This window comes from Mesorhizobium sp. CA12 (genome assembly GCF_020165255.1).
Lineage (GTDB): Bacteria > Pseudomonadota > Alphaproteobacteria > Rhizobiales > Rhizobiaceae > Mesorhizobium.
In genome coordinates, this window is the sequence record NZ_JAIUHT010000013.1 from 118,718 (window position 1) to 141,848 (window position 23,131).

At 63.1% G+C, this 23,131-nt stretch carries 22 protein-coding genes; 2 read left to right on the top strand and 20 right to left on the bottom strand.

What is annotated here, in order from left to right; translation table 11 throughout:
- Positions 1-25 precede the first annotated feature (25 nt).
- From rpsC to rpsL, 12 genes are all read right to left on the bottom strand, one after another.
- A complete protein-coding gene (rpsC, locus tag LB520_RS21205; RefSeq protein ID WP_095765512.1) occupies positions 26-760 on the bottom strand; it encodes a 30S ribosomal protein S3 in 735 nt (244 codons plus the stop codon).
- On the bottom strand, positions 760-1,149 hold the full coding sequence (gene rplV, locus LB520_RS21210) for a 50S ribosomal protein L22 (RefSeq protein ID WP_006205462.1): 390 nt from the start codon (positions 1,147-1,149) through the stop codon (positions 760-762). The genes rpsC and rplV overlap by 1 nt, the downstream gene beginning before the upstream one ends.
- A gap of 2 nt (positions 1,150-1,151) precedes the next feature.
- Positions 1,152-1,430: a 30S ribosomal protein S19 gene (gene rpsS / locus LB520_RS21215; protein ID WP_006205463.1), complete on the bottom strand. Its 279-nt coding sequence runs from the start codon at positions 1,428-1,430 to the stop codon at positions 1,152-1,154.
- Positions 1,431-1,446: 16 nt separating this feature from the next.
- The gene (gene rplB, locus LB520_RS21220) at positions 1,447-2,280 is read right to left on the bottom strand and encodes a 50S ribosomal protein L2 (RefSeq protein WP_126084116.1); all 834 of its coding nucleotides are present in this window, start codon (positions 2,278-2,280) and stop codon (positions 1,447-1,449) included.
- Positions 2,281-2,302: 22 nt separating this feature from the next.
- Entirely contained in the window at positions 2,303-2,596 is a 294-nt protein-coding gene (locus LB520_RS21225; protein ID WP_040983033.1) for a 50S ribosomal protein L23, read from the bottom strand.
- On the bottom strand, positions 2,593-3,213 hold the full coding sequence (gene rplD / locus LB520_RS21230; protein WP_095765514.1) for a 50S ribosomal protein L4: 621 nt from the start codon (positions 3,211-3,213) through the stop codon (positions 2,593-2,595). Before rplD ends, LB520_RS21225 begins: the two co-directional genes overlap by 4 nt.
- The gene (gene rplC / locus LB520_RS21235; RefSeq protein ID WP_095765515.1) at positions 3,213-3,929 is read right to left on the bottom strand and encodes a 50S ribosomal protein L3; all 717 of its coding nucleotides are present in this window, start codon (positions 3,927-3,929) and stop codon (positions 3,213-3,215) included. Before rplC ends, rplD begins: the two co-directional genes overlap by 1 nt.
- A 61-nt stretch (positions 3,930-3,990) precedes the next feature.
- Positions 3,991-4,299 carry a 30S ribosomal protein S10 gene (gene rpsJ, locus LB520_RS21240; RefSeq protein WP_006205468.1) on the bottom strand — a complete coding sequence of 103 codons (309 nt, stop codon included), beginning with the start codon at positions 4,297-4,299 and terminating at the stop codon, positions 3,991-3,993.
- Between the two features lie 69 nt (positions 4,300-4,368).
- Positions 4,369-5,544: an elongation factor Tu gene (gene tuf / locus LB520_RS21245; RefSeq protein WP_095765516.1), complete on the bottom strand. Its 1,176-nt coding sequence runs from the start codon at positions 5,542-5,544 to the stop codon at positions 4,369-4,371.
- Between the two features lie 65 nt (positions 5,545-5,609).
- Entirely contained in the window at positions 5,610-7,700 is a 2,091-nt protein-coding gene (fusA, locus tag LB520_RS21250) for an elongation factor G (protein ID WP_095765517.1), read from the bottom strand.
- Positions 7,701-7,729: 29 nt separating this feature from the next.
- Complete coding sequence (rpsG, locus tag LB520_RS21255; RefSeq protein WP_027170372.1) at positions 7,730-8,200, bottom strand: 30S ribosomal protein S7; 471 nt, start codon at positions 8,198-8,200, stop codon at positions 7,730-7,732.
- A 9-nt stretch (positions 8,201-8,209) separates the two neighbouring features.
- Positions 8,210-8,581 carry a 30S ribosomal protein S12 gene (rpsL, locus tag LB520_RS21260; protein ID WP_006202128.1) on the bottom strand — a complete coding sequence of 124 codons (372 nt, stop codon included), beginning with the start codon at positions 8,579-8,581 and terminating at the stop codon, positions 8,210-8,212.
- Positions 8,582-9,044: 463 nt separating this feature from the next.
- On the opposite strand from rpsL, the gene LB520_RS21265 reads away from it, so the two are divergent.
- On the top strand, positions 9,045-9,326 hold the full coding sequence (locus tag LB520_RS21265; RefSeq protein WP_224639091.1) for a transcriptional regulator: 282 nt from the start codon (positions 9,045-9,047) through the stop codon (positions 9,324-9,326).
- Between the two features lie 84 nt (positions 9,327-9,410).
- Positions 9,411-10,340, top strand: coding sequence for a Gfo/Idh/MocA family protein (locus tag LB520_RS21270; protein ID WP_224638991.1), 930 nt, complete (start codon positions 9,411-9,413; stop codon positions 10,338-10,340).
- A gap of 7 nt (positions 10,341-10,347) precedes the next feature.
- On the opposite strand, the gene LB520_RS21275 is transcribed toward LB520_RS21270, so the two are convergent.
- The 8 genes from LB520_RS21275 to nusG form a co-directional block, all read right to left on the bottom strand.
- Positions 10,348-11,013 carry an O-methyltransferase gene (locus tag LB520_RS21275; RefSeq protein ID WP_224610689.1) on the bottom strand — a complete coding sequence of 222 codons (666 nt, stop codon included), beginning with the start codon at positions 11,011-11,013 and terminating at the stop codon, positions 10,348-10,350.
- 79 nt (positions 11,014-11,092) lie between these two features.
- On the bottom strand, positions 11,093-15,289 hold the full coding sequence (rpoC, locus tag LB520_RS21280) for a DNA-directed RNA polymerase subunit beta' (RefSeq protein ID WP_224638993.1): 4,197 nt from the start codon (positions 15,287-15,289) through the stop codon (positions 11,093-11,095).
- A 186-nt stretch (positions 15,290-15,475) separates the two neighbouring features.
- A complete protein-coding gene (gene rpoB / locus LB520_RS21285; protein ID WP_095765521.1) occupies positions 15,476-19,612 on the bottom strand; it encodes a DNA-directed RNA polymerase subunit beta in 4,137 nt (1,378 codons plus the stop codon).
- A 283-nt stretch (positions 19,613-19,895) separates the two neighbouring features.
- The gene (gene rplL, locus LB520_RS21290) at positions 19,896-20,276 is read right to left on the bottom strand and encodes a 50S ribosomal protein L7/L12 (protein ID WP_059189560.1); all 381 of its coding nucleotides are present in this window, start codon (positions 20,274-20,276) and stop codon (positions 19,896-19,898) included.
- Between the two features lie 54 nt (positions 20,277-20,330).
- A complete protein-coding gene (gene rplJ, locus LB520_RS21295) occupies positions 20,331-20,849 on the bottom strand; it encodes a 50S ribosomal protein L10 (RefSeq protein WP_095765522.1) in 519 nt (172 codons plus the stop codon).
- Between the two features lie 407 nt (positions 20,850-21,256).
- Positions 21,257-21,955: a 50S ribosomal protein L1 gene (gene rplA, locus LB520_RS21300; protein WP_224609567.1), complete on the bottom strand. Its 699-nt coding sequence runs from the start codon at positions 21,953-21,955 to the stop codon at positions 21,257-21,259.
- A gap of 4 nt (positions 21,956-21,959) precedes the next feature.
- A complete protein-coding gene (gene rplK, locus LB520_RS21305; protein ID WP_095765524.1) occupies positions 21,960-22,388 on the bottom strand; it encodes a 50S ribosomal protein L11 in 429 nt (142 codons plus the stop codon).
- Between the two features lie 190 nt (positions 22,389-22,578).
- Complete coding sequence (nusG, locus tag LB520_RS21310) at positions 22,579-23,106, bottom strand: transcription termination/antitermination protein NusG (RefSeq protein WP_140545994.1); 528 nt, start codon at positions 23,104-23,106, stop codon at positions 22,579-22,581.
- Positions 23,107-23,131 lie beyond the last annotated feature (25 nt).

Here is a 23,131-nt window from a genome sequence, read left to right on the forward strand (position 1 = left end):
TTCTAACTCCAAATTCTCAAATGTCTCAGGCGTTCTCGCGACGGCGGCCGCGTTCGCGCTCACCGCCAGCACCGCCGCCGCCATGCGCGGCATCGCCTTCGGTTGCACGGCGCTCGGAAGCCATAGGGTCATGCTCGAGGATCTCGCCCTTGAACACCCACACCTTGACGCCGCAGATGCCGTAGGCCGTGTTCGCCTCGGCCGTGCCGTAGTCGACGTCGGCGCGCAGCGTATGCAGCGGCACGCGGCCTTCGCGGTACCACTCCATGCGCGCGATCTCGGCGCCGCCGAGACGGCCAGAGCAGTTGATGCGGATGCCTTCGGCGCCGAGACGCATGGCCGACTGAACGGCACGCTTCATGGCGCGGCGGAACGCGATGCGGCGCTCGAGCTGCTGGGCGATCGACTGGGCGACCAGCGTGGCGTCGATTTCCGGCTTGCGCACTTCAACGATGTTGAGGTGCGTTTCGGACTTCGTCATCTCGGTCAGCTTCTTGCGAAGCTTCTCGATGTCGGCGCCCTTCTTGCCGATGATGAGGCCCGGACGCGCGGCGTGGATGGTGACGCGGCACTTCTTGTGCGGACGCTCGATCACGACCTTCGAGATCGCGGCCTGCTTGAGTTCCTTCTCAAGATACTTGCGGATCTTGAGGTCCTCGTGCAGCAGTTGGCCGTATTCGCCGGTGTTCGCGAACCAGCGCGAATCCCAGGTACGGTTGATGCCGAGACGCAGCCCGATCGGATTGACTTTCTGGCCCATTATGCGGCCTCCCCTTTTTCCTCGACTTCACGAACGACGATCGTGAGGTGCGAGAACGGCTTTTCGATACGGCTGGCGCGGCCGCGGCCACGAGCGTGGAAGCGCTTCATGACGATCGACTTGCCGACATAGGCTTCCGCCACGATCAGAGCGTCGACGTCGAGGTCGTGATTGTTTTCCGCATTGGCGATCGCCGACTCCAGCGTCTTCTTGACCGTGCCGGAAATCCGCTTGGCCGAGAATTCGAGGTCGGAAAGCGCTGTCGCGACCTTCTTGCCGCGGATCAGCGCGGCAACCAGGTTGAGCTTCTGCGGGCTGATGCGGATCGTGCGCAGAACGGCACGCGCCTCGTTATCAGCAAGCCTGCGCGGAGCTTTGGCCTTGCCCATGATTATTTCCTCTTCGCCTTCTTATCCGCGCCGTGACCGTAATAGGTCCGGGTCGGAGCGAATTCACCGAACTTGTGGCCGACCATGTCCTCGTTCACCGAGACGGGAACGTGCTTCTGGCCGTTGTAGACACCGAAGGTGAAGCCGACGAACTGCGGCAGGATGGTGGAGCGACGGCTCCACATCTTGATCACCTCATTGCGACCACCTTCACGAACCTTGTCCACCTTCTTGAGAAGGTAGCCATCGATAAAGGGGCCTTTCCAAATCGAACGAGTCACTTGGCGTTACCTCTTCTTAGCTCTTGCGCTGATGACGCGAGCGCAGGATGAACTTGTCGGTCGCCTTGTTGGACCGCGTCTTCTTGCCCTTGGTCGGCTTGCCCCAGGGCGAAACCGGATGACGGCCACCCGAGGTGCGGCCTTCGCCGCCGCCATGCGGATGGTCGACCGGGTTCATGGCCACGCCGCGATTGTGCGGGCGCTTGCCGCGCCACACGGTGCGACCTGCCTTGCCGTCGTTGATGTTGCCGTGGTCGGGGTTCGACACGGCGCCGACGGTGGCCATGCAGGAGCCGTGCACGACACGCTGCTCGCCCGAGTTGAGGCGCAGGATCGCCATGCCCTGGTCGCGGCCAACGAGCTGGGCGTAACCGCCAGCCGAACGGGCGACCTGGCCGCCCTTGCCCGGCTTCAGCTCGATGTTGTGGACGATCGTGCCGACCGGCATCGAGGCCAGCGGCATCGCGTTGCCCGGCTTCACGTCGACCGCTTCGCCAGCCACGATCTTGTCGCCGGCAGCAAGACGCTGCGGGGCCAGGATGTAGGACAGCTCGCCGTCGTCGTACTTGATCAGCGCAATGAAGGCGGTGCGGTTCGGATCGTATTCGATACGCTCGACCGTGCCGACGACGTCGTACTTCTTACGCTTGAAGTCGATGATGCGGTACGAACGCTTGTGACCGCCGCCGATGAAACGGGCCGTGATGCGGCCGTAGTTGTTGCGGCCGCCCGACTTGGTCAGGCCTTCGGTCAGGCCCTTGACGGGCTTGCCCTTGTAGAGGCCCGAGCGGTCGACGATGACCAGCTGGCGGGTGCTCGGCGTTACCGGGTTGAATTTCTTAAGTGCCATTGTCCTGTCCTCGCGGCCTTGCTCAGAGACCCGTCGCGACGTCGATCGACTGGCCGTCGGCCAGCGTCACAACCGCCTTCTTGACGTCGCCCTGGCGGCCAACTGTGCCGCGGAAGCGCTTGATCTTGCCCTTGCGGACGAGCGTGTTCACAGCCGTCACCTTGACGCCGAAGAGAGCCTCCACGGCAGCCTTGATTTCCGGCTTCGACGCCTTCTTGGCGACGTTGAAGACGACCTGGTTCTGCTCGGAAGCCATGGTCGACTTTTCGGTGATCGCCGGCGAGACGATCACGTCGTAGTGACGGAGGTCGGTCATTTAAAGCGCTCCTCGAGAGCCTCGACGGCGGCCTTCGAAAGGACCAGCGTGCCGCGGCGCAGAATGTCGTAGACGTTGATGCCCTGGATGGGCAGCACGTCGATGTTCGGAATGTTGGTCGCGGCCAGCTTGAAGTTCTGGTCAAGCTCGGCGCCACCGATGACCAAGGCGTTGGTCAGCCCCAGCGTCTCGAAATTCGCCACCAGCGCCTTGGTCTTGGCTTCGGTGAGCTTCAGCTCGTCGACGATGATCAGCGAAGCGCTCTTGGCCTTGGCCGAGAGAGCGTGCTTGAGGCCAAGCGCACGGACCTTCTTCGGCAGCTCGTGCTCATGGCTGCGAACGACCGGGCCGTGTGCCTTGCCGCCGCCGCGGAACTGCGGAGCGCGGGCCGAGTGGTGACGGGCGCGGCCCGTACCCTTCTGCTTGTACATCTTGGCGCCGGTGCGCGCGATTTCGGCGCGGCCCTTGGCCTTGTGCGTGCCCTGCTGCTTCTTGGCGAGCTGCCAGCGCACGACGCGCTGCAGGATGTCTTCGCGCGGGTCAAGGCCGAAAATCTCCTCGGAGAGTTCCACCTTGCCGGCGTCCTTGCCGCCCAGCGTTGTGATCTTGAGATCCATTATTCGGCTCCCTCAGTGGCCGGGGCTTCGTTCTTGGCGGCAGCGGCACGGATCGCGGCCGGCTTCGGCGCATTGGCCGGCAGCGCAACCTTGGCGGCGTCGCGAACCAGGATCCAGGCGCCCTTGACGCCGGGAACCGCGCCGCGGATCAGGATCAGGCCGCGATCAGCATCGGTCGAGACGACCTCGACATTCTGCGTGGTGACGCGGGTGTCGCCCATGTGGCCGGCCATCTTCTTGCCCTTGAACACCTTGCCGGGGTCCTGGCGCTGGCCGGTCGAGCCGTGCGTGCGGTGCGAGACCGAGTTACCGTGCGTGGCGCGGCCACCGCCCATGTGGTGCCGCTTGATCACGCCCTGGAAACCCTTGCCGGTCGAGGTGCCGGTGACGTCCACCTTCTGGCCGGCGACGAAATGCTCGACGGTCAGCTCGGCGCCGACGTCGATCATGTTGTCGGCGGAGACGCGGAACTCGGCGACCTTGGCCTTGGGCTCAACGGAAGCGGCGGCGAAATGGCCGCGCATCGCCTTCGACGTGTTCTTCACCTTGGCAAGGCCAACGCCGAGCTGGACGGCGGTGTAGCCGTTCTTCTCCTGCGTGCGCTGGGCCACGACCTGGCAGTTCTCCATCTGGAGAACGGTGACGGGAACGTGTTCGCCGGCATCGTTGTAGATGCGGGTCATTCCCACCTTCTTTGCAATCACACCTGAACGCATCGGTTCAATTCCTTTAGAGTTCCGGGCCAGGGGCACCGCCCCTTACCGCTCTCTCATTCCCTTAGAGCTTGATCTCGACGTCGACACCGGCGGCCAGATCGAGCTTCATCAAAGCATCGACCGTCTGCGGGGTCGGATCCACAATGTCGAGCAGCCGCTTGTGCGTGCGCATCTCGAACTGTTCACGGCTCTTCTTGTCGACGTGGGGCGACCGGTTGACCGTGAATTTTTCGATCCGCGTCGGCAGCGGGATTGGGCCGCGGACGTTGGCGCCGGTGCGCTTGGCGGTCGACACGATTTCGCGCGTCGAGGCGTCGAGCACCCGGTGGTCAAACGCCTTAAGGCGGATGCGGATATTCTGTCCGTTCATGCGTCAATTCCTTGTTCTGGCGCGGCGCGGGCAGCTCCCGCGCCCGCGACAGATCGGTTTCAGTCCAAATTACTCTTTGATGGTGACGACGATGCCGGCACCGACGGTGCGGCCGCCTTCACGGATGGCGAAGCGCAGCTTCTCTTCCATCGCGATCGGCACGATCAGCTCGACGTCGACGGTGATGTTGTCGCCGGGCATCACCATCTCGGTGCCGGCCGGCAGCGTCACGATGCCCGTCACGTCCGTCGTGCGGAAGTAGAACTGCGGACGGTAGTTGGTGAAGAACGGCGTGTGACGGCCGCCCTCGTCCTTGGTCAGGATGTAGGCTTCGGCCACGAACTTCTTGTGCGGCTTGACCGTGCCGGGCTTGGCCAGAACCTGGCCGCGCTCCACACCTTCACGGTCGACGCCGCGCAGCAGCGCGCCAATGTTGTCGCCGGCCTGGCCCTGGTCGAGCAGCTTGCGGAACATCTCAACGCCCGTGCAGGTCGTCTTGGTGGTCGGACGGATGCCGACGATCTCCAGCTCCTCGCCGACCTTGACCACGCCGCGCTCGACGCGGCCGGTCACAACCGTGCCGCGGCCCGAGATCGAGAACACGTCCTCGATCGGCATCAGGAACGGCTTGTCCAGCGGACGAACCGGCGTCGGGATATAGGCGTCGACCTGCGCCATCAGCTCGCGGATGGCGTCCTCGCCGATGGTCTTGTTGGAATCTTCCAACGCAGCCAGCGCCGAACCCTTGACGATCGGAATGTCGTCGCCGGGGAATTCGTTCTTCGACAGAAGCTCGCGAACCTCGAGCTCGACAAGCTCCAGCAGCTCGGCATCGTCGACCTGGTCGACCTTGTTCAGGAACACCACGATCGAGGGCACGCCGACCTGGCGGGCAAGCAGGATGTGCTCGCGGGTCTGCGGCATCGGGCCGTCGGCCGCCGAAACCACCAGGATCGCGCCGTCCATCTGCGCCGCACCCGTGATCATGTTCTTCACATAGTCGGCGTGGCCGGGACAGTCGACATGGGCATAGTGACGGTTGGCCGTCTCATACTCGACATGCGCCGTCGAGATCGTGATGCCGCGCGCCTTCTCTTCGGGTGCTGCGTCAATCTGGTCATAGCGCTTGTATTCGCCAAAATACTTCGTGATCGCCGCCGTCAGCGACGTCTTGCCATGATCGACGTGACCGATCGTGCCAATGTTCACATGCGGCTTGGTGCGCTCGAATTTACCTTTTGCCATGTGATCTCTCCAATCCTGCTTGCCCGTGCGGGCCTTGAATTAAGGTCTCGTGCAACCCGCTCGAGTTACGCGTATTTCTTCTGAACTTCCTGGGCGACCGCGGTCGGCACCGGCTCGTAGTGGTCGAACTGCATCGTGTACTGGGCGCGGCCCTGCGACATTGAACGCAGATTGTCGACGTATTTGAACATGTTGGCCAAAGGCACCATCGCATTGATGACGACGGCGACACCGCGCGCTTCCTGACCCTGGATCTGGCCACGACGGCCGTTGAGGTCGCCGATAACGCCGCCGACGTAATCTTCCGGCGTCACGACCTCGACCTTCATGATCGGCTCCAGAAGCTGCACGCCGAGACGCGGAGCGGCTTCCTTGAAGCAGGCGCGGGAGGCGATTTCGAACGCCAGCACCGAGGAGTCGACGTCGTGGAAGGCACCATCGACCAGCGTGGCCTTGACACCGATCATCGGGAAGCCGGCGAACGGGCCGGAACCCATGACGCTGTTGATGCCCTTCTCGACGCCCGGGATGTATTCCTTCGGAACCGCACCGCCGACGATCTTGGACTCGAACACGAACTCTTCGCTCTCGGTGTTCGGCTCGAAGATGATCTTGACGCGGGCGAACTGGCCGGTACCGCCGGTCTGCTTCTTGTGCGTGTAGTCCTGCTCGTGCGTGCGGGTGATCGTCTCGCGATAGGCCACCTGCGGGGCGCCGACATTGGCTTCGACCTTGAACTCGCGGCGCATGCGGTCGACGATGATGTCGAGATGCAGCTCGCCCATGCCGGCGATGATGGTCTGGCCGCTTTCCTCGTCGGTCTTGACGCGGAAGGACGGATCCTCAGCCGCCAGGCGATGCAGCGCGAGGCCCATCTTTTCCTGGTCGTTCTTGGTCTTCGGCTCGATGGCGATCTGGATGACCGGATCGGGGAATTCCATGCGCTCCAGGATGACCGGATGCAGCGGATCGCAGAGCGTGTCGCCGGTGGTCGTGTCCTTGAGGCCAGCCAGGGCGACGATGTCGCCGGCATAGGCTTCCTCGATGTCGGCGCGCGAGTTCGCATGCATCTGCAGCATGCGGCCAATGCGCTCCTTCTTGCCCTTCACCGTGTTGTCGAGCGAGGTGCCCTTGGTGAGCTTGCCCGAATAGATGCGGGCAAAGGTCAGCGAGCCGACGAACGGGTCGTTCATGATCTTGAACGCCAGCATCGACAGCGGCTCGTTGTCATCGGCATGACGCTCGATCTCGGCGTCGGTCTTGGCATCGACGCCCTTGATGGCCGGCACGTCGATCGGCGACGGCAGGTATTCGACAACGGCGTCGAGCAGCGGCTGCACGCCTTTGTTCTTGAAGGCCGAACCGCAGAACATCGGGAAGAACTTGACCGCGATGGTGCCCTTGCGGATCAGCGCGCGGATCTCGTCATTCGACGGCATCTTGCCTTCGAGGTAATTCTCGAGCGCGGTCTCGTCCATCTCGACGGCGGCTTCGATCATCTTCTCGCGGTACTGCTCGGCCTTGTCCTTGAGGTCGGCCGGGATCTCAACGACGTCCCAGGCAGCGCCCAGGGTCTCGTCACGCCAGACGAGCGCGTTCATCTCGACGAGGTCGACGACGCCCTTGAACTCGGTCTCGGCGCCGATCGGCAGCTGCATGACGACGGCCTGCGCGCCGAGGCGCGAACCGATCATTTCCTCGGAGCGGTAGAAGTCGGCGCCGATCTTGTCCATCTTGTTGCAGAAGATCATGCGCGGCACGTGGTACTTGTCGGCCTGGCGCCACACGGTCTCGGTCTGCGGCTCCACGCCGGCGTTGGCGTCGAGCAGCGCGATGGCACCGTCGAGCACGCGCAGCGAACGCTCGACTTCGATGGTGAAGTCGACGTGTCCGGGGGTGTCGATGATGTTGAAGCGGCGCATCTTGCCGTCGCGACCCTTCCAGAAGGTCGTGGTCGCGGCCGAGGTGATGGTGATGCCGCGTTCCTGCTCCTGCTCCATCCAGTCCATGGTGGCAGCGCCGTCATGGACTTCGCCGATCTTGTGCGACTTGCCCGTATAATAGAGGACGCGCTCGGTCGTCGTCGTCTTGCCGGCGTCGATATGCGCCATGATACCGAAATTGCGGTAGTCTTCGATTTTGTATTCGCGGGCCATGGGAGGTGCCTCTCAGTCTCGTTCGCGCTTTACCAGCGGTAGTGCGCGAAGGCGCGGTTGGCTTCCGCCATCTTGTGGGTGTCTTCACGCTTCTTGACGGCCGTGCCGCGGTTGTTGGCCGCGTCCATCAGCTCGCCCGAGAGGCGGTCGACCATGGTGGTCTCGTTGCGGTTGCGCGCGGCGGCGATCAGCCAGCGGATGGCCAGCGCCTGACGACGCTCGGGGCGCACATCGACCGGAACCTGATAGGTGGCGCCGCCGACACGACGCGAGCGCACTTCCACATGCGGCGCGACATTGTCGAGCGCCTGATGGAAGACGGTGACCGGCTCCTGCTTGGTCTTGGCCTGGACCTGGTCCAGCGCGCCGTAGACGATGGTCTCGGCAACCGACTTCTTGCCGTCATACATGACGGCGTTCATGAACTTGGTGACGATCAGATCACCGAACTTGGGATCCGGATTGATCTCACGCTTTTCTGCACTGTGACGACGGGACATGGGAAACCCTTACTTCGGACGCTTGGCGCCGTATTTCGAACGACGCTGCTTGCGGTTCTTCACACCCTGCGTGTCGAGCACGCCGCGGATGATGTGGTAGCGGACGCCCGGCAGATCCTTGACGCGACCGCCGCGGATCATGACCACCGAGTGTTCCTGCAGGTTGTGACCTTCGCCGGGGATGTAGCCGATCACTTCAAAACCGTTGGTCAGGCGAATCTTGGCCACCTTGCGCAGCGCCGAGTTCGGCTTCTTCGGCGTCGTGGTGTAGACGCGCGTGCAGACGCCCCGCTTCTGCGGGTTCTGCTGCATGGCCGGGACCTTGTTGCGCTTCACCGGCGCCAGGCGCGGCTTGCGGATCAGCTGGTTGACGGTAGGCATTAAACCCTCTTGTCTCTCAATTCCGTGTCTGCCCTGTCAGGGGGCCGCTCAAAGCGTCATTTCCATACGCAAATTCGGGCAACACACCGCGTCTCGCGGTCCTGCCCGAACAAATTGCAGAGGAAGCGGTAGCCGCTTCATGCGCGCCGGAAATGTCTTTTCGCTCGTAAAACGAACCCTGTTTGAGGCAAACTCCAAAGCGTGTCGCTTCGGACAGGAGAGCCTCACATCGGTTCTGACGTCGCGGCTTCTACTCGCAACCCCAGGGTCCGTCAACCCCGGCGGGGCAAATATTGCGCCCAACGCGAGGCTGGGCAGCCATGCGGAAAACGCATGTAATTTTCTTGCGTCTTTTTTCAAGAGCGAGGAAGAAAGTGACCGGCTTTGCGCTGTCCTGTGGCCCGGCTTCGTGCCAAAAGGCGGCTTGCATCGGACAATCTCGGGGAAAACGAGGAATCAGCCCGTGAACGACAATGAAGAACGGCCGGTCACGATCATCACCGGACGGGTCTGGAAGAAAAAAGGCGGCAAGCCTGAAAGCGTTCATGTGATGCTTGTGGCGCCCGACGATGATTCTGCCGTGCGCCGCGCGCTCGAATCGCTTGCCGCCGAAGGTTACGCCGAGGCCGAGCTCGACCAGATCGGCGACATGGAGGGCGAGCCCGACGACGAGCCGCATCTGTCGGCCTATCAAGGCGCCTTGGAGGGCGAGGTTTCGATCGTCACCTTTGAAGAGCCGATCTGAAAAGCGCGGCCAGCGTCATATTTGCCGGACTCGCCGGACAAACCTGCCCTGCCTAGACACACCTTTTCATTCCTTGGAGTTCCCATGACCAGCAATCCCATCAAGCTCGGCATCGTCGGCGTGGGAAAGATCGTCCGCGATCAGCACCTGCCGGCGATCGCCAAGGACGGCAACTATCAACTGACAGCGGCGGCCAGCCGCCACGGCAAGGTGGACGGCATTGCGAACTATCCCAGCATCGAAGCGATGCTGGCGGCCGAGCCCAGCCTCGAGGCGGTCTCGCTCTGCATGCCGCCGCAGTTCCGTTACGACGCCGCGCGCACCGCGCTGGAAGCGAGGAAGCACGTGTTCCTCGAAAAGCCGCCGGGCGCCACGGTCAGCGAGGTCGAGCACCTCAAGGCGCTTGCCGAAAGGAACGGTGTCTCGCTCTTTGCCAGCTGGCATTCGCGCTACGCGCCGGCGGTGGAGGCCGCGCGCGCTTTCCTTGCGTCGGCCAGACTGACTTCGGCCGCCATCAACTGGAAGGAAGACGTGCGGCGCTGGCATCCGAACCAGGAATGGATCTGGGAGCCGGGCGGCTTCGGTGTGTTCGATCCCGGCATCAACGCGCTGTCGATCGCCACACACATCTTGCCTGCGATGTTCATCACCTCGGCCGTGCTCGATTTCCCCGAGAATCGCGCAGCACCGGTCGCGGCGCATGTCGCCTTCCGCACGTCGACCGGCTTGCCAGTGACGATGGAGCTCGACTGGCTGCAGACCGGCCCGCAAAGCTGGGACATCGTCGCCGAGACCGACAAGGGCAGGATGGTGCTGTCGGGCGGCGGCGCCAAGCTCGCCGTCGACGGGCGCATGATCCATGACGAGCCGGAGGCCGAATATCCGGTGCTTTACAAGCGCTTCGCCGAGATTGTTCGCGCAGGAACGTCCGATGTCGACCTCGCGCCGCTGCAGCACGTCGCCGATGCGTTCATGCTGGGCAAGCGCAATGTGGTCGAGGCGTTCTTCGATTAGGGCATCCTCATTCTACGATCGCGATGGTAAATCCGTCATAGCCCTTGGCGCCGACGGTCTGGATGGCGGTGCCGTCCAGCCGCTTCTCGCCGCCGATGAACGAAAAAGCGGCGCGAGCGCCTTCGACATTGGCGTCGCCGCTGTTCTTTTTCACGACCGCGCCGTCGCGGATGACATTGTCGCAGACGATGACCGTGCCTGAGCGCGAGAGTTTCATCGCCCAGTCGAGATAATTCGGGTTGTTCGGCTTGTCGGCGTCGATGAAGATCAGGTCAAACGGACCGGCATTTTCGCCTGCCAGCGCGGCAAGCGATTGCAGCGCTGGACCGACCCGCAGGTCGACCTTGTCGGAAACTCCTGCCCGCGCGAAGTTCGAACGCGCGACCTTGGCGTGATGCGGATCGAGCTCCAGCGTCACCACCTTGCCGTCCGCCGGCAATCCTCTTGCCATCCAGATGGTCGAGTAGCCGCCAAGCGTGCCGACCTCCAGCACCTTCTTAGCGCCGCGAATACGCACCAGCAGCGACAGCAACTTGCCCTGCGCGGCCGAGACGTCGATCGCCGGCAGGCCGTGGTCGCGGTTGGCCGCGAGCGTGGCATCCAGCACGGGGTCCGCTTCGAAAAGAGAGGAAACGATGTAGTCGTCGACAGTCGTCCAGGTTTCGCGGCTCATAGCTCTTCCTCGTTGCATCAAGCCAAAATGCGAAAAGGGGCCGCGCGGGCCCCTTTTCTTGTTTTCTCATTTCATCGCCTTACTGCGCGGCGTTGACCATGTCGGTCAGCATCGGCTCGGCGATCTCTACACCGGAGGCCTTGCGGCGCTCGTCGATGATGAGCTCGTCGCGCGAGGTGGCGATGCGCCTTATCTGGCTCATCGTGCCGCCCGTGCCGGCCGGGATCAGACGGCCGACGATGACGTTTTCCTTCAGGCCCTGCAGCATGTCGGTCTTGCCGGCAACCGCAGCCTCGGTGAGCACCCTGGTCGTCTCCTGGAAGGAGGCGGCCGAGATGAAGGACGGCGTCTGCAGCGAGGCCTTGGTGATGCCAAGCAGCACCGGCTGACCTTCGGCCGGCTTCTTGCCGTCCTCTATCAGGCGCTCGTTGACCTCCTCCAGTTCGATCACATCGACGTGGTCTCCCGGGATGTAGGTCGAATCGCCCTGCGTGGTGATCTCGACCTTCTGCAGCATCTGGCGAACGATCACCTCGATGTGCTTGTCGTTGATCGACACGCCCTGCAGACGGTAGACCTCCTGGATCTCGTTGACGAGATAGGAGGCAAGCGCCTCCACGCCCTTGATCGCCAGGATGTCGTGCGGCGCCGGATTGCCGTCGAGGATGTAGTCGCCCTTCTCGATGACGTCGCCGTCCTGGAGATGGAACGGCTTGCCCTTCGGGATCAGGTACTCCACCGGCTCGAGCGTCGAGTCATGCGGCTCGATGATGATGCGGCGCTTGTTCTTGTAGTCGCGGCCGAAACGGATCGTGCCATCGATCTCGGCGATGATGGCGTGATCCTTCGGACGGCGAGCCTCGAACAGTTCCGCAACGCGCGGCAGACCACCGGTGATGTCCTTGGTCTTGGCGCTTTCCATCGGGATACGCGCCAGCACGTCGCCAGGCTTCACATGTGCGCCCGGCTCGACCGAGAGGATGGCCTCGACCGAGAGCAGGAAGCGTGCATCGCCGCCCTTCGACAGCTTGCCGACCTTGCCCTTGGCGTCCTGGATGGCGATCGCGGGCTTCAGGTCGTTGCCGCGCGGCGTCGAACGCCAGTCGATGACCTCGCGCTTGGTGATGCCGGTCGATTCGTCGGCCGTTTCCTGCACGGAGATGCCGTCGACCAGATCCTCGAACGCCACCCTGCCCTCGATTTCGGTGAGGATCGGGCGGGTATAGGGATCCCACTCGGCGATACGCTGGCCGCGCTTCACCTTGTCGCCATCGTCCACGAAAATACGCGAACCATAGGCGACGCGGTGCGTGGCGCGCTCCTTGCCGGTCTCATCGAGGATGAGCACCGCCATGTTGCGGCCCATGACCATCTGCTGGCCTTCCGAGTTGCGGACCACGTTGCGGTTGCGGATCTGCACCTTGCCCTCATAGGAGGCTTCAAGGAACGAGGAATCCACCACCTGCGCCGTGCCGCCCATGTGGAAGGTACGCATGGTGAGCTGGGTGCCCGGCTCGCCGATCGACTGCGCCGCGATGACGCCGACGGCCTCGCCCTGGTTGACGGGGGTACCGCGGGCCAGGTCGCGACCGTAGCAGACCGCGCACACACCGGTCCTGACCTCGCAGGTCAGCGCCGAACGGATGCGGACCGACTGCACGCCGGCCTTCTCGATCTGCTCCACATCGCGCTCGTCCATCAACGTTCCGGCCTTGACCAGCAGGTCGCCGGTGACCGGATGATTGATGTCATCGAGCGAAGTGCGGCCCAGCACGCGCTGGCCGACCGAGGCAACGATCTGACCGGCATCGACGATCGGCTGCATGGTGAGGCCCTTGTCGGTGCCGCAATCCACGGAGTTGACGATGCAGTCCTGCGCCACGTCGACGAGGCGGCGGGTGAGGTAACCCGAGTTCGCCGTCTTCAAGGCGGTGTCGGCCAGACCCTTGCGGGCGCCGTGGGTCGAGTTGAAATACTCGAGCACGGTGAGACCTTCCTTGAAGTTCGAGATGATCGGCGTCTCGATGATCTCACCCGAGGGCTTGGCCATCAGGCCACGCATGCCGGCGAGCTGACGCATCTGGGTGGGCGAACCGCGCGCACCCGAATGCGACATCATGTAGATCGAGTTCATCGGCTTCTGACGGCCGTTGTCCTCGAACTCCACCGCCTTGATGCGCGCCATCATCTCGTCGGCGACCTTCTCCGAGCACTTGGCCCAGGCGTCGACGACCTTGTTGTACTTCTCGCCCTGCGTGATCAGGCCGTCATTGTACTGCTGCTCGTATTCCTTGGCCAACGCCTCGGTGTCGGAAACGAGCTTCAGCTTGGTGTCCGGGATCAGCATGTCGTCCTTGCCGAACGAAATGCCGGCACGGCAGGCGTGCGCAAAGCCGAGCGCCATGATGCGGTCGCAGAAGATGACCGTCTCCTTCTGACCGCAGTGGCGGTAGACGGTGTCGATCATCTTGGAGATGTTTTTCTTGGTCATCTCCTGGTTGGCGGTCTCATACGGCACGTTGACGTTCTTCGGCAGAAGCTCGCCGATGATCATGCGGCCAGGCGTGGTGTCGTAGATCTTCGACACGACGTTGCCTTCCGCGTCGACGGTGCGGAAGCGGCCCTTGATCTTGGCGTGCAGCGTCACGGCCTTGGTCTCCAGCGCATGCTGGAGCTCGCCCATGTCGGCAAACATCATGCCTTCGCCCGGCTCGTTCTGGTTGACGATCGAGAGATAGTAGAGACCGAGAACCATGTCCTGCGACGGCACGATGATCGGCGCGCCGGAGGCCGGGTGCAGGATGTTGTTGGTCGACATCATCAGCACGCGGGCTTCAAGCTGCGCTTCCAGGGACAGCGGCACGTGGACCGCCATCTGGTCGCCGTCGAAGTCGGCGTTGAAGGCGGTGCAGACCAGCGGATGCAGCTGGATCGCCTTGCCTTCGATCAAGATCGGCTCGAACGCCTGAATGCCGAGGCGGTGCAGCGTCGGCGCCCGGTTCAAGAGCACCGGATGCTCGCGAATGACCTCGTCGAGGATATCCCAAACCTCCGGACGCTCCTTCTCGACCAGCTTCTTCGCCTGCTTGACGGTAGAGGAGAAACCCTTGGCGTCGAGGCGGGCGTAGATGAAGGGCTTGAAGAGCTCCAGCGCCATCTTCTTCGGCAGGCCGCACTGATGCAGCTTGAGCTCCGGACCGGTCACGATGACCGAGCGGCCGGAATAGTCGACGCGCTTGCCGAGCAGGTTCTGGCGGAACCGGCCCTGCTTGCCCTTCAGCATGTCGGACAGCGACTTCAGCGGACGCTTGTTGGCGCCGGTGATGACGCGGCCGCGACGGCCGTTGTCGAACAGCGCATCGACGGCTTCCTGCAGCATGCGCTTTTCGTTGCGCACGATGATGCCGGGCGCGCGCAGCTCGATCAGCCGCTTCAGGCGGTTGTTGCGGTTGATGACGCGGCGGTAGAGGTCGTTGAGGTCCGACGTGGCGAAGCGGCCGCCGTCCAGCGGGACAAGCGGGCGCAGGTCCGGCGGGATCACCGGAACCACCTTCATGATCATCCATTCCGGACGGTTGCCGGATTCCATGAAGTTCTCGACGACCTTGAGCCGCTTCAGGTATTTCTTCTGCTTGAGCTCGGACGTGGTCGAGGCCAGCTCCGAACGGAGGTCGCCGGCAATCTTCTCCAGGTCCATGCCGGCCAGAAGGTCATGGATGGCCTCGGCGCCGATCATGGCGGTGAAAGAGTCCTCGCCGTACTCGTCGACGGCAATCATGTACTCTTCCTCGCTGAGGAGCTGGTTCTCCTTCAGCGCGGTGAGGCCCGGCTCGGTAACGATGTAGTTCTCGAAGTAGAGCACGCGCTCGATATCCTTGAGCGTCATGTCGAGCAGCGTGCCGATGCGCGAAGGCAGCGACTTCAGGAACCAGATATGGGCGACGGGCGCGGCGAGCTCGATATGGCCCATGCGCTCGCGGCGAACGCGCGACAGCGTGACTTCGACGCCGCATTTTTCGCAGATGACGCCCTTGTACTTCATGCGTTTGTACTTGCCGCACAGGCACTCATAGTCCTTGATCGGACCAAAAATGCGCGCGCAGAACAGGCCGTCACGCTCCGGCTTGAAGGTGCGGTAGTTGATGGTCTCCGGCTTCTTGATCTCGCCAAACGACCAGGACAGAATCTTCTCTGGGCTGGCAAGCGAGATCCGGATGGAATCGAACACCTGCGCAGGCGCCTGCGGGTTGAAGAGATTCATGACCTCTTGGTTCATGCCGTTCTCCTTTTCGGGGTCCTCGATAACCCCTTGCATCGATCGCGGACGAAATGTCCGCAGACTGGCCGGTCGAACCGGCCGAAGACTTCTTGGTTGAGCATGGTCTCGGCCGAAAACCGGTGACCGCTTCTCGGGATCATGCTCAGGGCGCGCCGCGCTTATGACGCGGCGCGCGCCGGTGCCTTACTCGGCCGCGTCGGGCAGACGCGTCGGGGTCTCTTCGACCTGGGTGTTCTCCAGCTCCACATTGAGGCCGAGCGAGCGCATTTCCTTGACGAGAACGTTGAAGCTCTCGGGGATGCCCGCCTCGAACGTGTCGTCGCCGCGCACGATCGCCTCGTAGACCTTGGTGCGGCCGGCGACGTCGTCCGACTTCACCGTCAGCATTTCCTGCAGCGTGTAGGCCGCGCCGTAGGCTTCGAGCGCCCAGACCTCCATTTCGCCGAAGCGCTGGCCGCCGAACTGCGCCTTGCCGCCCAGCGGCTGCTGGGTGACGAGCGAGTACGGACCGATCGAACGCGCGTGGATCTTGTCGTCCACCAGGTGATGCAGCTTGAGCATATAGATATAGCCCATCGTCACCTTGCGATCGAACGGCTCGCCGGTGCGGCCGTCATAGAGCTGCGACTGACCGCTGGTGTGCAGGCCAGCCTGCTCCAGCATGGTGTTGATGTCGGCCTCATGCGCGCCGTCGAACACCGGTGTCGCGATCGAGACGCCGCGGCGCATCTGCTCGCTCAGGCGAACGATGCTCTCATCGTCATACTCGCGGATCGGCTCGTTGCGGTCATTGGCCGGCATGAAGCTTTCCAGCGTCTTGCGCAGCGGCTTGATATCGCCGCCACCCTTATACGCGTCGATCAGCTCGCCGATCTTCCTGCCCATGCCAGCGCAAGCCCAGCCCAGATGCGTTTCCAGGATCTGGCCGACATTCATGCGGCTCGGCACACCCAGCGGGTTGAGCACGATATCGGCATGCGTGCCGTCCTCGAGGAAAGGCATGTCCTCGACCGGAACGATGCGCGACACGACACCCTTGTTGCCGTGACGGCCGGCCATCTTGTCGCCCGGCTGCATCTTGCGCTTCACGGCCACGAAGACCTTGACCATCTTCATGACGCCCGGAGGCATTTCGTCGCCGCGCTGCACCTTCTCGACCTTGTCCATGAAGCGCTGCTCGAGCGCCTTCTTGGACTCGTCGTACTGGCCGCGCAGAGCCTCGAGCTCGCCCTGGAGCTTCTCGTTCTCCACGGCGAACTGCCACCACTGCGAACGCGGATACTCGTCGAGCGTGTCCTTCGACAGCTTCGAGCCCTTCTTGAAGCCCTTCGGTCCGGCGATCGCCTCCTTGCCGACCAGCACGTCGGAAAGACGGGCATAGACGTTGCGGTCGAGGATCGCCTGTTCGTCGTCGCGGTCCTTGGCCAGACGCTCGATCTCCTCGCGCTCGATTGCCATCGCGCGCTCGTCCTTCTCCACGCCGTGGCGGTTGAAGACGCGCACTTCGACGACCGTGCCGAAGGTGCCCGGAGGCATGCGCATGGAGGTGTCGCGAACGTCCGAGGCCTTTTCGCCGAAGATGGCGCGCAGGAGCTTTTCTTCCGGCGTCATCGGGCTTTCGCCCTTCGGCGTGATCTTGCCGACCAGGATGTCGCCCGGCTGCACTTCAGCACCGATATAGACAATGCCGGCCTCGTCGAGGTTCTTCAGCGCCTCTTCCGAAACGTTCGGAATGTCGCGCGTGATTTCCTCCGGCCCGAGCTTGGTGTCGCGCGCCATGACCTCGAACTCCTCGATGTGGATCGAGGTGAAGACGTCGTCGGCCACGATGCGCTCGGAGAGCAGGATCGAGTCCTCGTAGTTGTAGCCGTTCCACGGCATGAATGCGACCAGCACGTTGCGGCCGAGCGCCAGATCGCCGAGCTCGGTCGACGGACCGTCGGCAATGATGTCGCCCTTGTTGACACGGTCGCCCATGCGCACCAGCGGACGCTGGTTGATGCAGGTGTTCTGGTTCGAACGCTGGAACTTCATCAGCCGGTAGATATCGACGCCGGATTTGCCGGGATCGAGATCTTCCGTGGCGCGGATGACGATACGGGTGGCGTCCACCTGGTCGACCACGCCGCCGCGGCGGGCGCCGATGGCAGCGCCCGAGTCACGGGCGACGACCGGCTCCATGCCGGTGCCGACGAACGGCGCTTCGGCGCGCACCAGCGGCACGGCCTGACGCTGCATGTTCGAGCCCATCAGCGCGCGGTTGGCGTCGTCGTTCTCGAGGAACGGGATGAGCGCCGCAGCGACCGACACCATCTGCTTCGGCGAGACGTCCATCAGGTCGACGTTCTCGCGCGGCGCCATCATCACTTCGCCGGCATTACGGCAAATGACGAACTCGTCGACAAAACTGCCGTTCTTGTCGAGCTCGGCGTTGGCCTGCGCGACATAGTGCTTGGCCTCTTCCATCGCCGACAGATAGACAACTTCGTTGGTCAGCTTGCCGCCCACGATCTTGCGGTACGGGCTTTCGATGAAGCCGTACTTGTTGACACGCGCAAAAGTGGCCAAAGAGTTGATCAGACCGATATTCGGGCCTTCCGGCGTCTCGATCGGGCAGATGCGGCCGTAATGCGTCGGATGCACGTCGCGCACCTCGAAGCCGGCGCGCTCGCGCGTCAGACCGCCCGGTCCAAGCGCCGACAGGCGACGCTTGTGGGTGATCTCCGAGAGCGGGTTGGTCTGGTCCATGAACTGCGACAGCTGCGAGGAACCGAAGAACTCACGCACGGCGGCGGCCGCCGGCTTGGCGTTGATCAGGTCCTGCGGCATGACCGTGTCGATCTCGATCGAGGACATGCGTTCCTTGATCGCGCGCTCCATGCGCAGCAGGCCGACGCGGTACTGGTTCTCCATCAACTCGCCGACCGAACGCACGCGGCGGTTGCCGAGATTGTCGATGTCGTCGATCTCGCCCTTGCCGTCACGCAGCTCGACCAGCGTCTTGACCACGGCCAGGATATCTTCCTTGCGCAGGACGCGCACGGTGTCCTCGGCCTTGAGCTCGAGGCGCATGTTCATCTTGACGCGGCCTACGGCCGACAGGTCGTAGCGCTCGCTGTCGAAGAACAGCGAGTTGAACATGGCTTCGGCGGTCTCGAGCGTCGGCGGCTCGCCCGGGCGCATGACACGGTAGATGTCGAATAGTGCGTCCTGGCGGCTCTCATTCTTGTCGACGTTGAGCGTGTTGCGGATGTAGGCGCCGACATTGACGTGGTCGATGTCCAGGATCTGGATCTCGTCCTCGCCGGTGCTGAGCAGCACCTTCAGCGTCTTGTCGTCGATCTCGTCGCCGGCTTCGAGGAAGATCTCGCCGGTGCCGTAGTTGACGATGTCCTCGGCAAGGTAGTTGCCAAGCAGGTCCTCGTCGGTCGCCTTGATGGCCTTGAGACCCTTCTCGCCGAGCTGACGTGCCTGGCGGGCGGTGATCTTCTTGCCTTGCTCGACCACGATCTCGCCGGTATCGGCGTCGACCAGGTCGCCGACGGCCTTGAGGCCGCGGAAACGCTCGACGTTGAACGGAATCCGCCAGTGGTCGCCGGCGCGCTTATAGGTGATCTTGTTGTAGAAGGTCGACAGGATCTCCTCGCCGTCCATGCCGAGCGCCATCAGCAGCGACGTCACCGGAATCTTGCGGCGGCGGTCGATGCGGGCGTGCACGACATCCTTGGAGTCGAACTCGATGTCGAGCCACGAACCGCGATAGGGAATGACGCGCGCGGCAAACAGAAGCTTGCCCGACGAGTGCGACTTGCCCTTGTCATGGTCGAAGAAGACGCCCGGCGAACGGTGCATCTGCGAGACGATGACGCGCTCGGTGCCGTTGACGATGAAGGTGCCGTTCGACGTCATGAGCGGCATGTCGCCCATGTAGACGTCCTGCTCCTTGATGTCCTTGATCGACTTGGCGCCGGTATCCTCGTCGATATCGAACACGATGAGGCGCAGCGTCACCTTCAGCGGCGCCGCATAGGTCAGGTCGCGCTGACGGCACTCGTCAACGTCGAATTTCGGTGCCTCGAACTCGTACTTCACGAACTCCAGCATCGAGGAGCCGGAAAAGTCGGAGATCGGGAAGACCGACTTGAAAACGGCCTGCAGTCCTTCGTCCGGACGGCCGCCCTTGGGCTCGTCCACCATCAGGAACTGGTCATAGGATGCCTTCTGGACCTCAATGAGGTTCGGCATCTCCGCAACTTCCGGGATCTTTCCGAAGAACTTGCGTACGCGTCTGCGGCCATTGAAAGTCTGGGTCTGGGCCATCGTCGCTCCTTAGCTATAAACTCGGGACGAACCTCGCCGCGGCTCGCCTTGCACCAACGGGCTGCCTCGGCGGCTGCCCCTATCTGTTTTTCCGGCCGCCCCTGCCAATTTCTTGGGCCAATCGCTTGGCGGCTACCGGCTAAAACGGGAGAAAACCCGTTTCCGGAGGGCCGCTTTTCGGCCCTCAGGAAAGAGGTTTTCAAACGTCTCGCGTGACAGAACCCTCCCTCAGTCCAAGGGAGGGGGCGGACGGCGCGAGACCGTCCGCCCTCGCCTAACAGGCTTACTTCAGCTCGACCTTGGCGCCAGCCGCTTCCAGCTGAGCCTTGAACTTGTCGGCGTCGGCCTTGGAAACGCCTTCCTTGACCGGCTTCGGAGCCGCTTCGACCAGGTCCTTGGCTTCCTTGAGGCCAAGGCCGGTGATGGCGCGGACTTCCTTGATGACGTTGATCTTCTGGGCGCCGGCATCGGCGAGAACGACGTCGAATTCCGTCTTCTCTTCAGCCGGAGCAGCGGCAGCGGCACCAGCGCCGCCGGCAGCGGCAACCGCCACCGGAGCGGCGGCCGAAACGCCCCACTTCTCTTCCAGGAGCTTCGACAGCTCGGCCGCCTCGAGGACGGTCAGCTTCGAAAGGTCGTCTACGATCTTTGCAAGATCAGCCATTTTTGTATTCCTTCACTAGGTTCGAACGTGTGTTGTTGACAGCGAGGAACGGCCTCATGCCGCCTCGTCCTTCCGGGCGTAAGCGCCGATGACACGCGCGACCGAAGCCGCGGGCGCATTGACGATCTGGGCGATCCGGGTAGCCGGCGTGGCGATCATGCCAACCAGCTTGGCGCGCAGCTCGTCGAGCGACGGTAGTGTGGCGAGTGCCTTCACACCGTCGGCGTCGAGCGAGGTCGCACCCATCGCGCCACCGAGAATGATCAACTTGTCATTCCCCTTGGCGAAATCGGACGCGACCTTCGGCGCCGCAATCGGATCCTCCGAATAAGCGACCAGCGTCTGTCCCTTGAACAGATCGATGATCGATGCGGAGTCCGTGCCCTGAAGAGCGATCTTGGCGAGACGGTTCTTCGCGACTTTGACGGTGCCACCGGCGGCGCGCATCTTCGACCGAAGGTCGTTCATTTGCGCGACGGTGATACCGGCGTAGTGGGCCACGACGACTGAACCAGCGCTTGAAAACGCATCATTCAGGCCCGTGACGAGTTCGCGTTTTTCCGCTCTGTCCACTGCCTATCTCCAGTTGACCCCTGCCCCATTGACGAGGTCAGGCGTCGGTTGCCTTTTGCCGGCCGGGCCATCCAGTAACGGATCTCCCGAACGACGCTCGAGGATCCTGCCCCCTTTCGCCACACCAGCCGGCACGCCGGATAGTGCGCAGACAAAAGGCAAACACGGTTCGAACCTTTCATTGGAGCTTGGCTCCTTTGTCGGGTCTTCACCCGTCTCATGCAGGCCCAAATCGAATTAAGGCTTTTGGGCCGCCTGCAATCTCGGACAGGATATCCGGAAACCTTTCGGCTTCCGGGATACCGGGCCGCCGACGGATCGGCGGTCCGGAATTCTTTCTTGCTGGAGCATGTTCCCGCTTTTCAGGATCATGCCCTAGCGATCGGCTTTACCCGATCGGCCGACACTTACGACGCGGCGAGCGTCGCGATGTCGAGCTTGAGGCCAGGGCCCATCGTCGAGGTGACCGACACCTTCTTGACGTAGTTGCCCTTGGCGCCCGCAGGCTTGGCCTTGGTCACCGCGTCGGCGAAGGCGCGGACATTTTCTTCCAGCGCCTTGACGTCGAACGAGACCTTGCCGACGCCGGCCTGGACGATGCCGGCCTTCTCGACGCGGAACTCGACGGCGCCGCCCTTCGAAGCCTTGACGGCCGCGGCCACATCGGTGGTCACAGTGCCGACCTTCGGGTTCGGCATCATGCCGCGCGGGCCCAGAACCTTACCCAGACGACCGACCAGCGGCATCATGTCCGGCGTGGCGATGCAGCGATCGAAATCGATCGTGCCCTTCTGGACGATGTCGACAAGGTCCTCGGCGCCGACGATATCGGCGCCGGCGGCCTTGGCTTCCTCGGCCTTGTCGCCACGCGCGAACACGGCGACACGCACCGAGCGGCCGGTGCCGTTCGGCAGGTTGACCACGCCGCGGACCATCTGGTCGGCATGGCGCGGATCGACGCCGAGGTTCATCGAGATCTCGACGGTCTCGTCGAACTTCACCGCGGACCGGTCCTTGAGCAGCTGCAGCGCCTCGTTGAGGGCGTAAGCCTTGTTCGGATCGATGCCTTCGCGGCTCTTGGCAACACGCTTTGCAATCTTTGCCATGATCTTAGCCCACCACTTCCAGGCCCATCGAGCGGGCGGAGCCCTCGACCATGCGCATGGCCGCCTCGACGTCGTTTGCGTTCAGGTCCTTCATCTTCTGCTCGGCGATCGCGCGCACCTTGTCGCGGCTGATCGTGCCGGCCTTGACCTTGCCCGGCTCCTTGGAGCCCGACTTCAGGTTGGCGGCCTTCTTCAGGAAGTAGCTCACCGGCGGCGTCTTCATGACGAAGGTAAACGACTTGTCCTGGTAGTAGGTGATGACGACGGGGATCGGCGATCCCTTCTCGAGCTCCTGGGTCTGCGCGTTGAACGCCTTGCAGAATTCCATGATGTTGATGCCGCGCTGACCAAGCGCCGGGCCGATCGGGGGCGACGGCGTGGCCGAGCCCGCGGCAACCTGGAGCTTGAGCTGGCCTGCAACTTTCTTAGCCATCTCTATTCCTGCCTTTTCTCATGCCGGCCCCGTTATCCGGGAAACGCGGCGGTTGCAGTCTGGTGGTGCGGTTCCGACGGCCGGCTATGCCGCCTTCGCCTCCCACCCGTTCATGCGACGTCTGTTCACGCCGCCTTCCGACGCCTTGCGGCGCGGTATCCCGACGCCCTTTCGGGCGCGGGTATGCGGATCAGCCCTTTTCGACCTGCCCGAACTCCAGATCGACGGGCACAGCGCGCCCGAAGATCGAAACTTCCACCTTGAGGCGAGCCCGCTCCTCATCCACCTCCTGGACGACGCCGTTGAACGACGCGAAAGGACCGTCCGAAACGCGGATCGCCTCGCCGATCTCGAAGGTGACCGAAGGCTTCGGCCGCTCGACGCCTTCCTGGACCTGGTTCAGGATGCGCTGCGCCTCGGTCTCGGTGATCGGCACGGGCTTGGAGTCGCCCAGGAAGCCGGTGACCTTCGGCGTGTTCTTGACCAGCGAGAACACGGCGTCGGTCAGATTTGCCTTCAAGAGCACGTAGCCCGGGAAGAACTTGCGCTCGGCATCGACCTTGCGGCCGCGACGGATCTCGACGACCTTCTCGGTCGGGACCACGATCTGCTCAATGTCCCCGGACAAGCCCTTCTGCTTGGCCTTGTTCTCGATGTCCTCGGCGACCTTCTTCTCGAAGTTCGAATAGGCGTGGACGATATACCACCGCGCAGTCATTTCACGACCTCTCCGTAATCCGCCG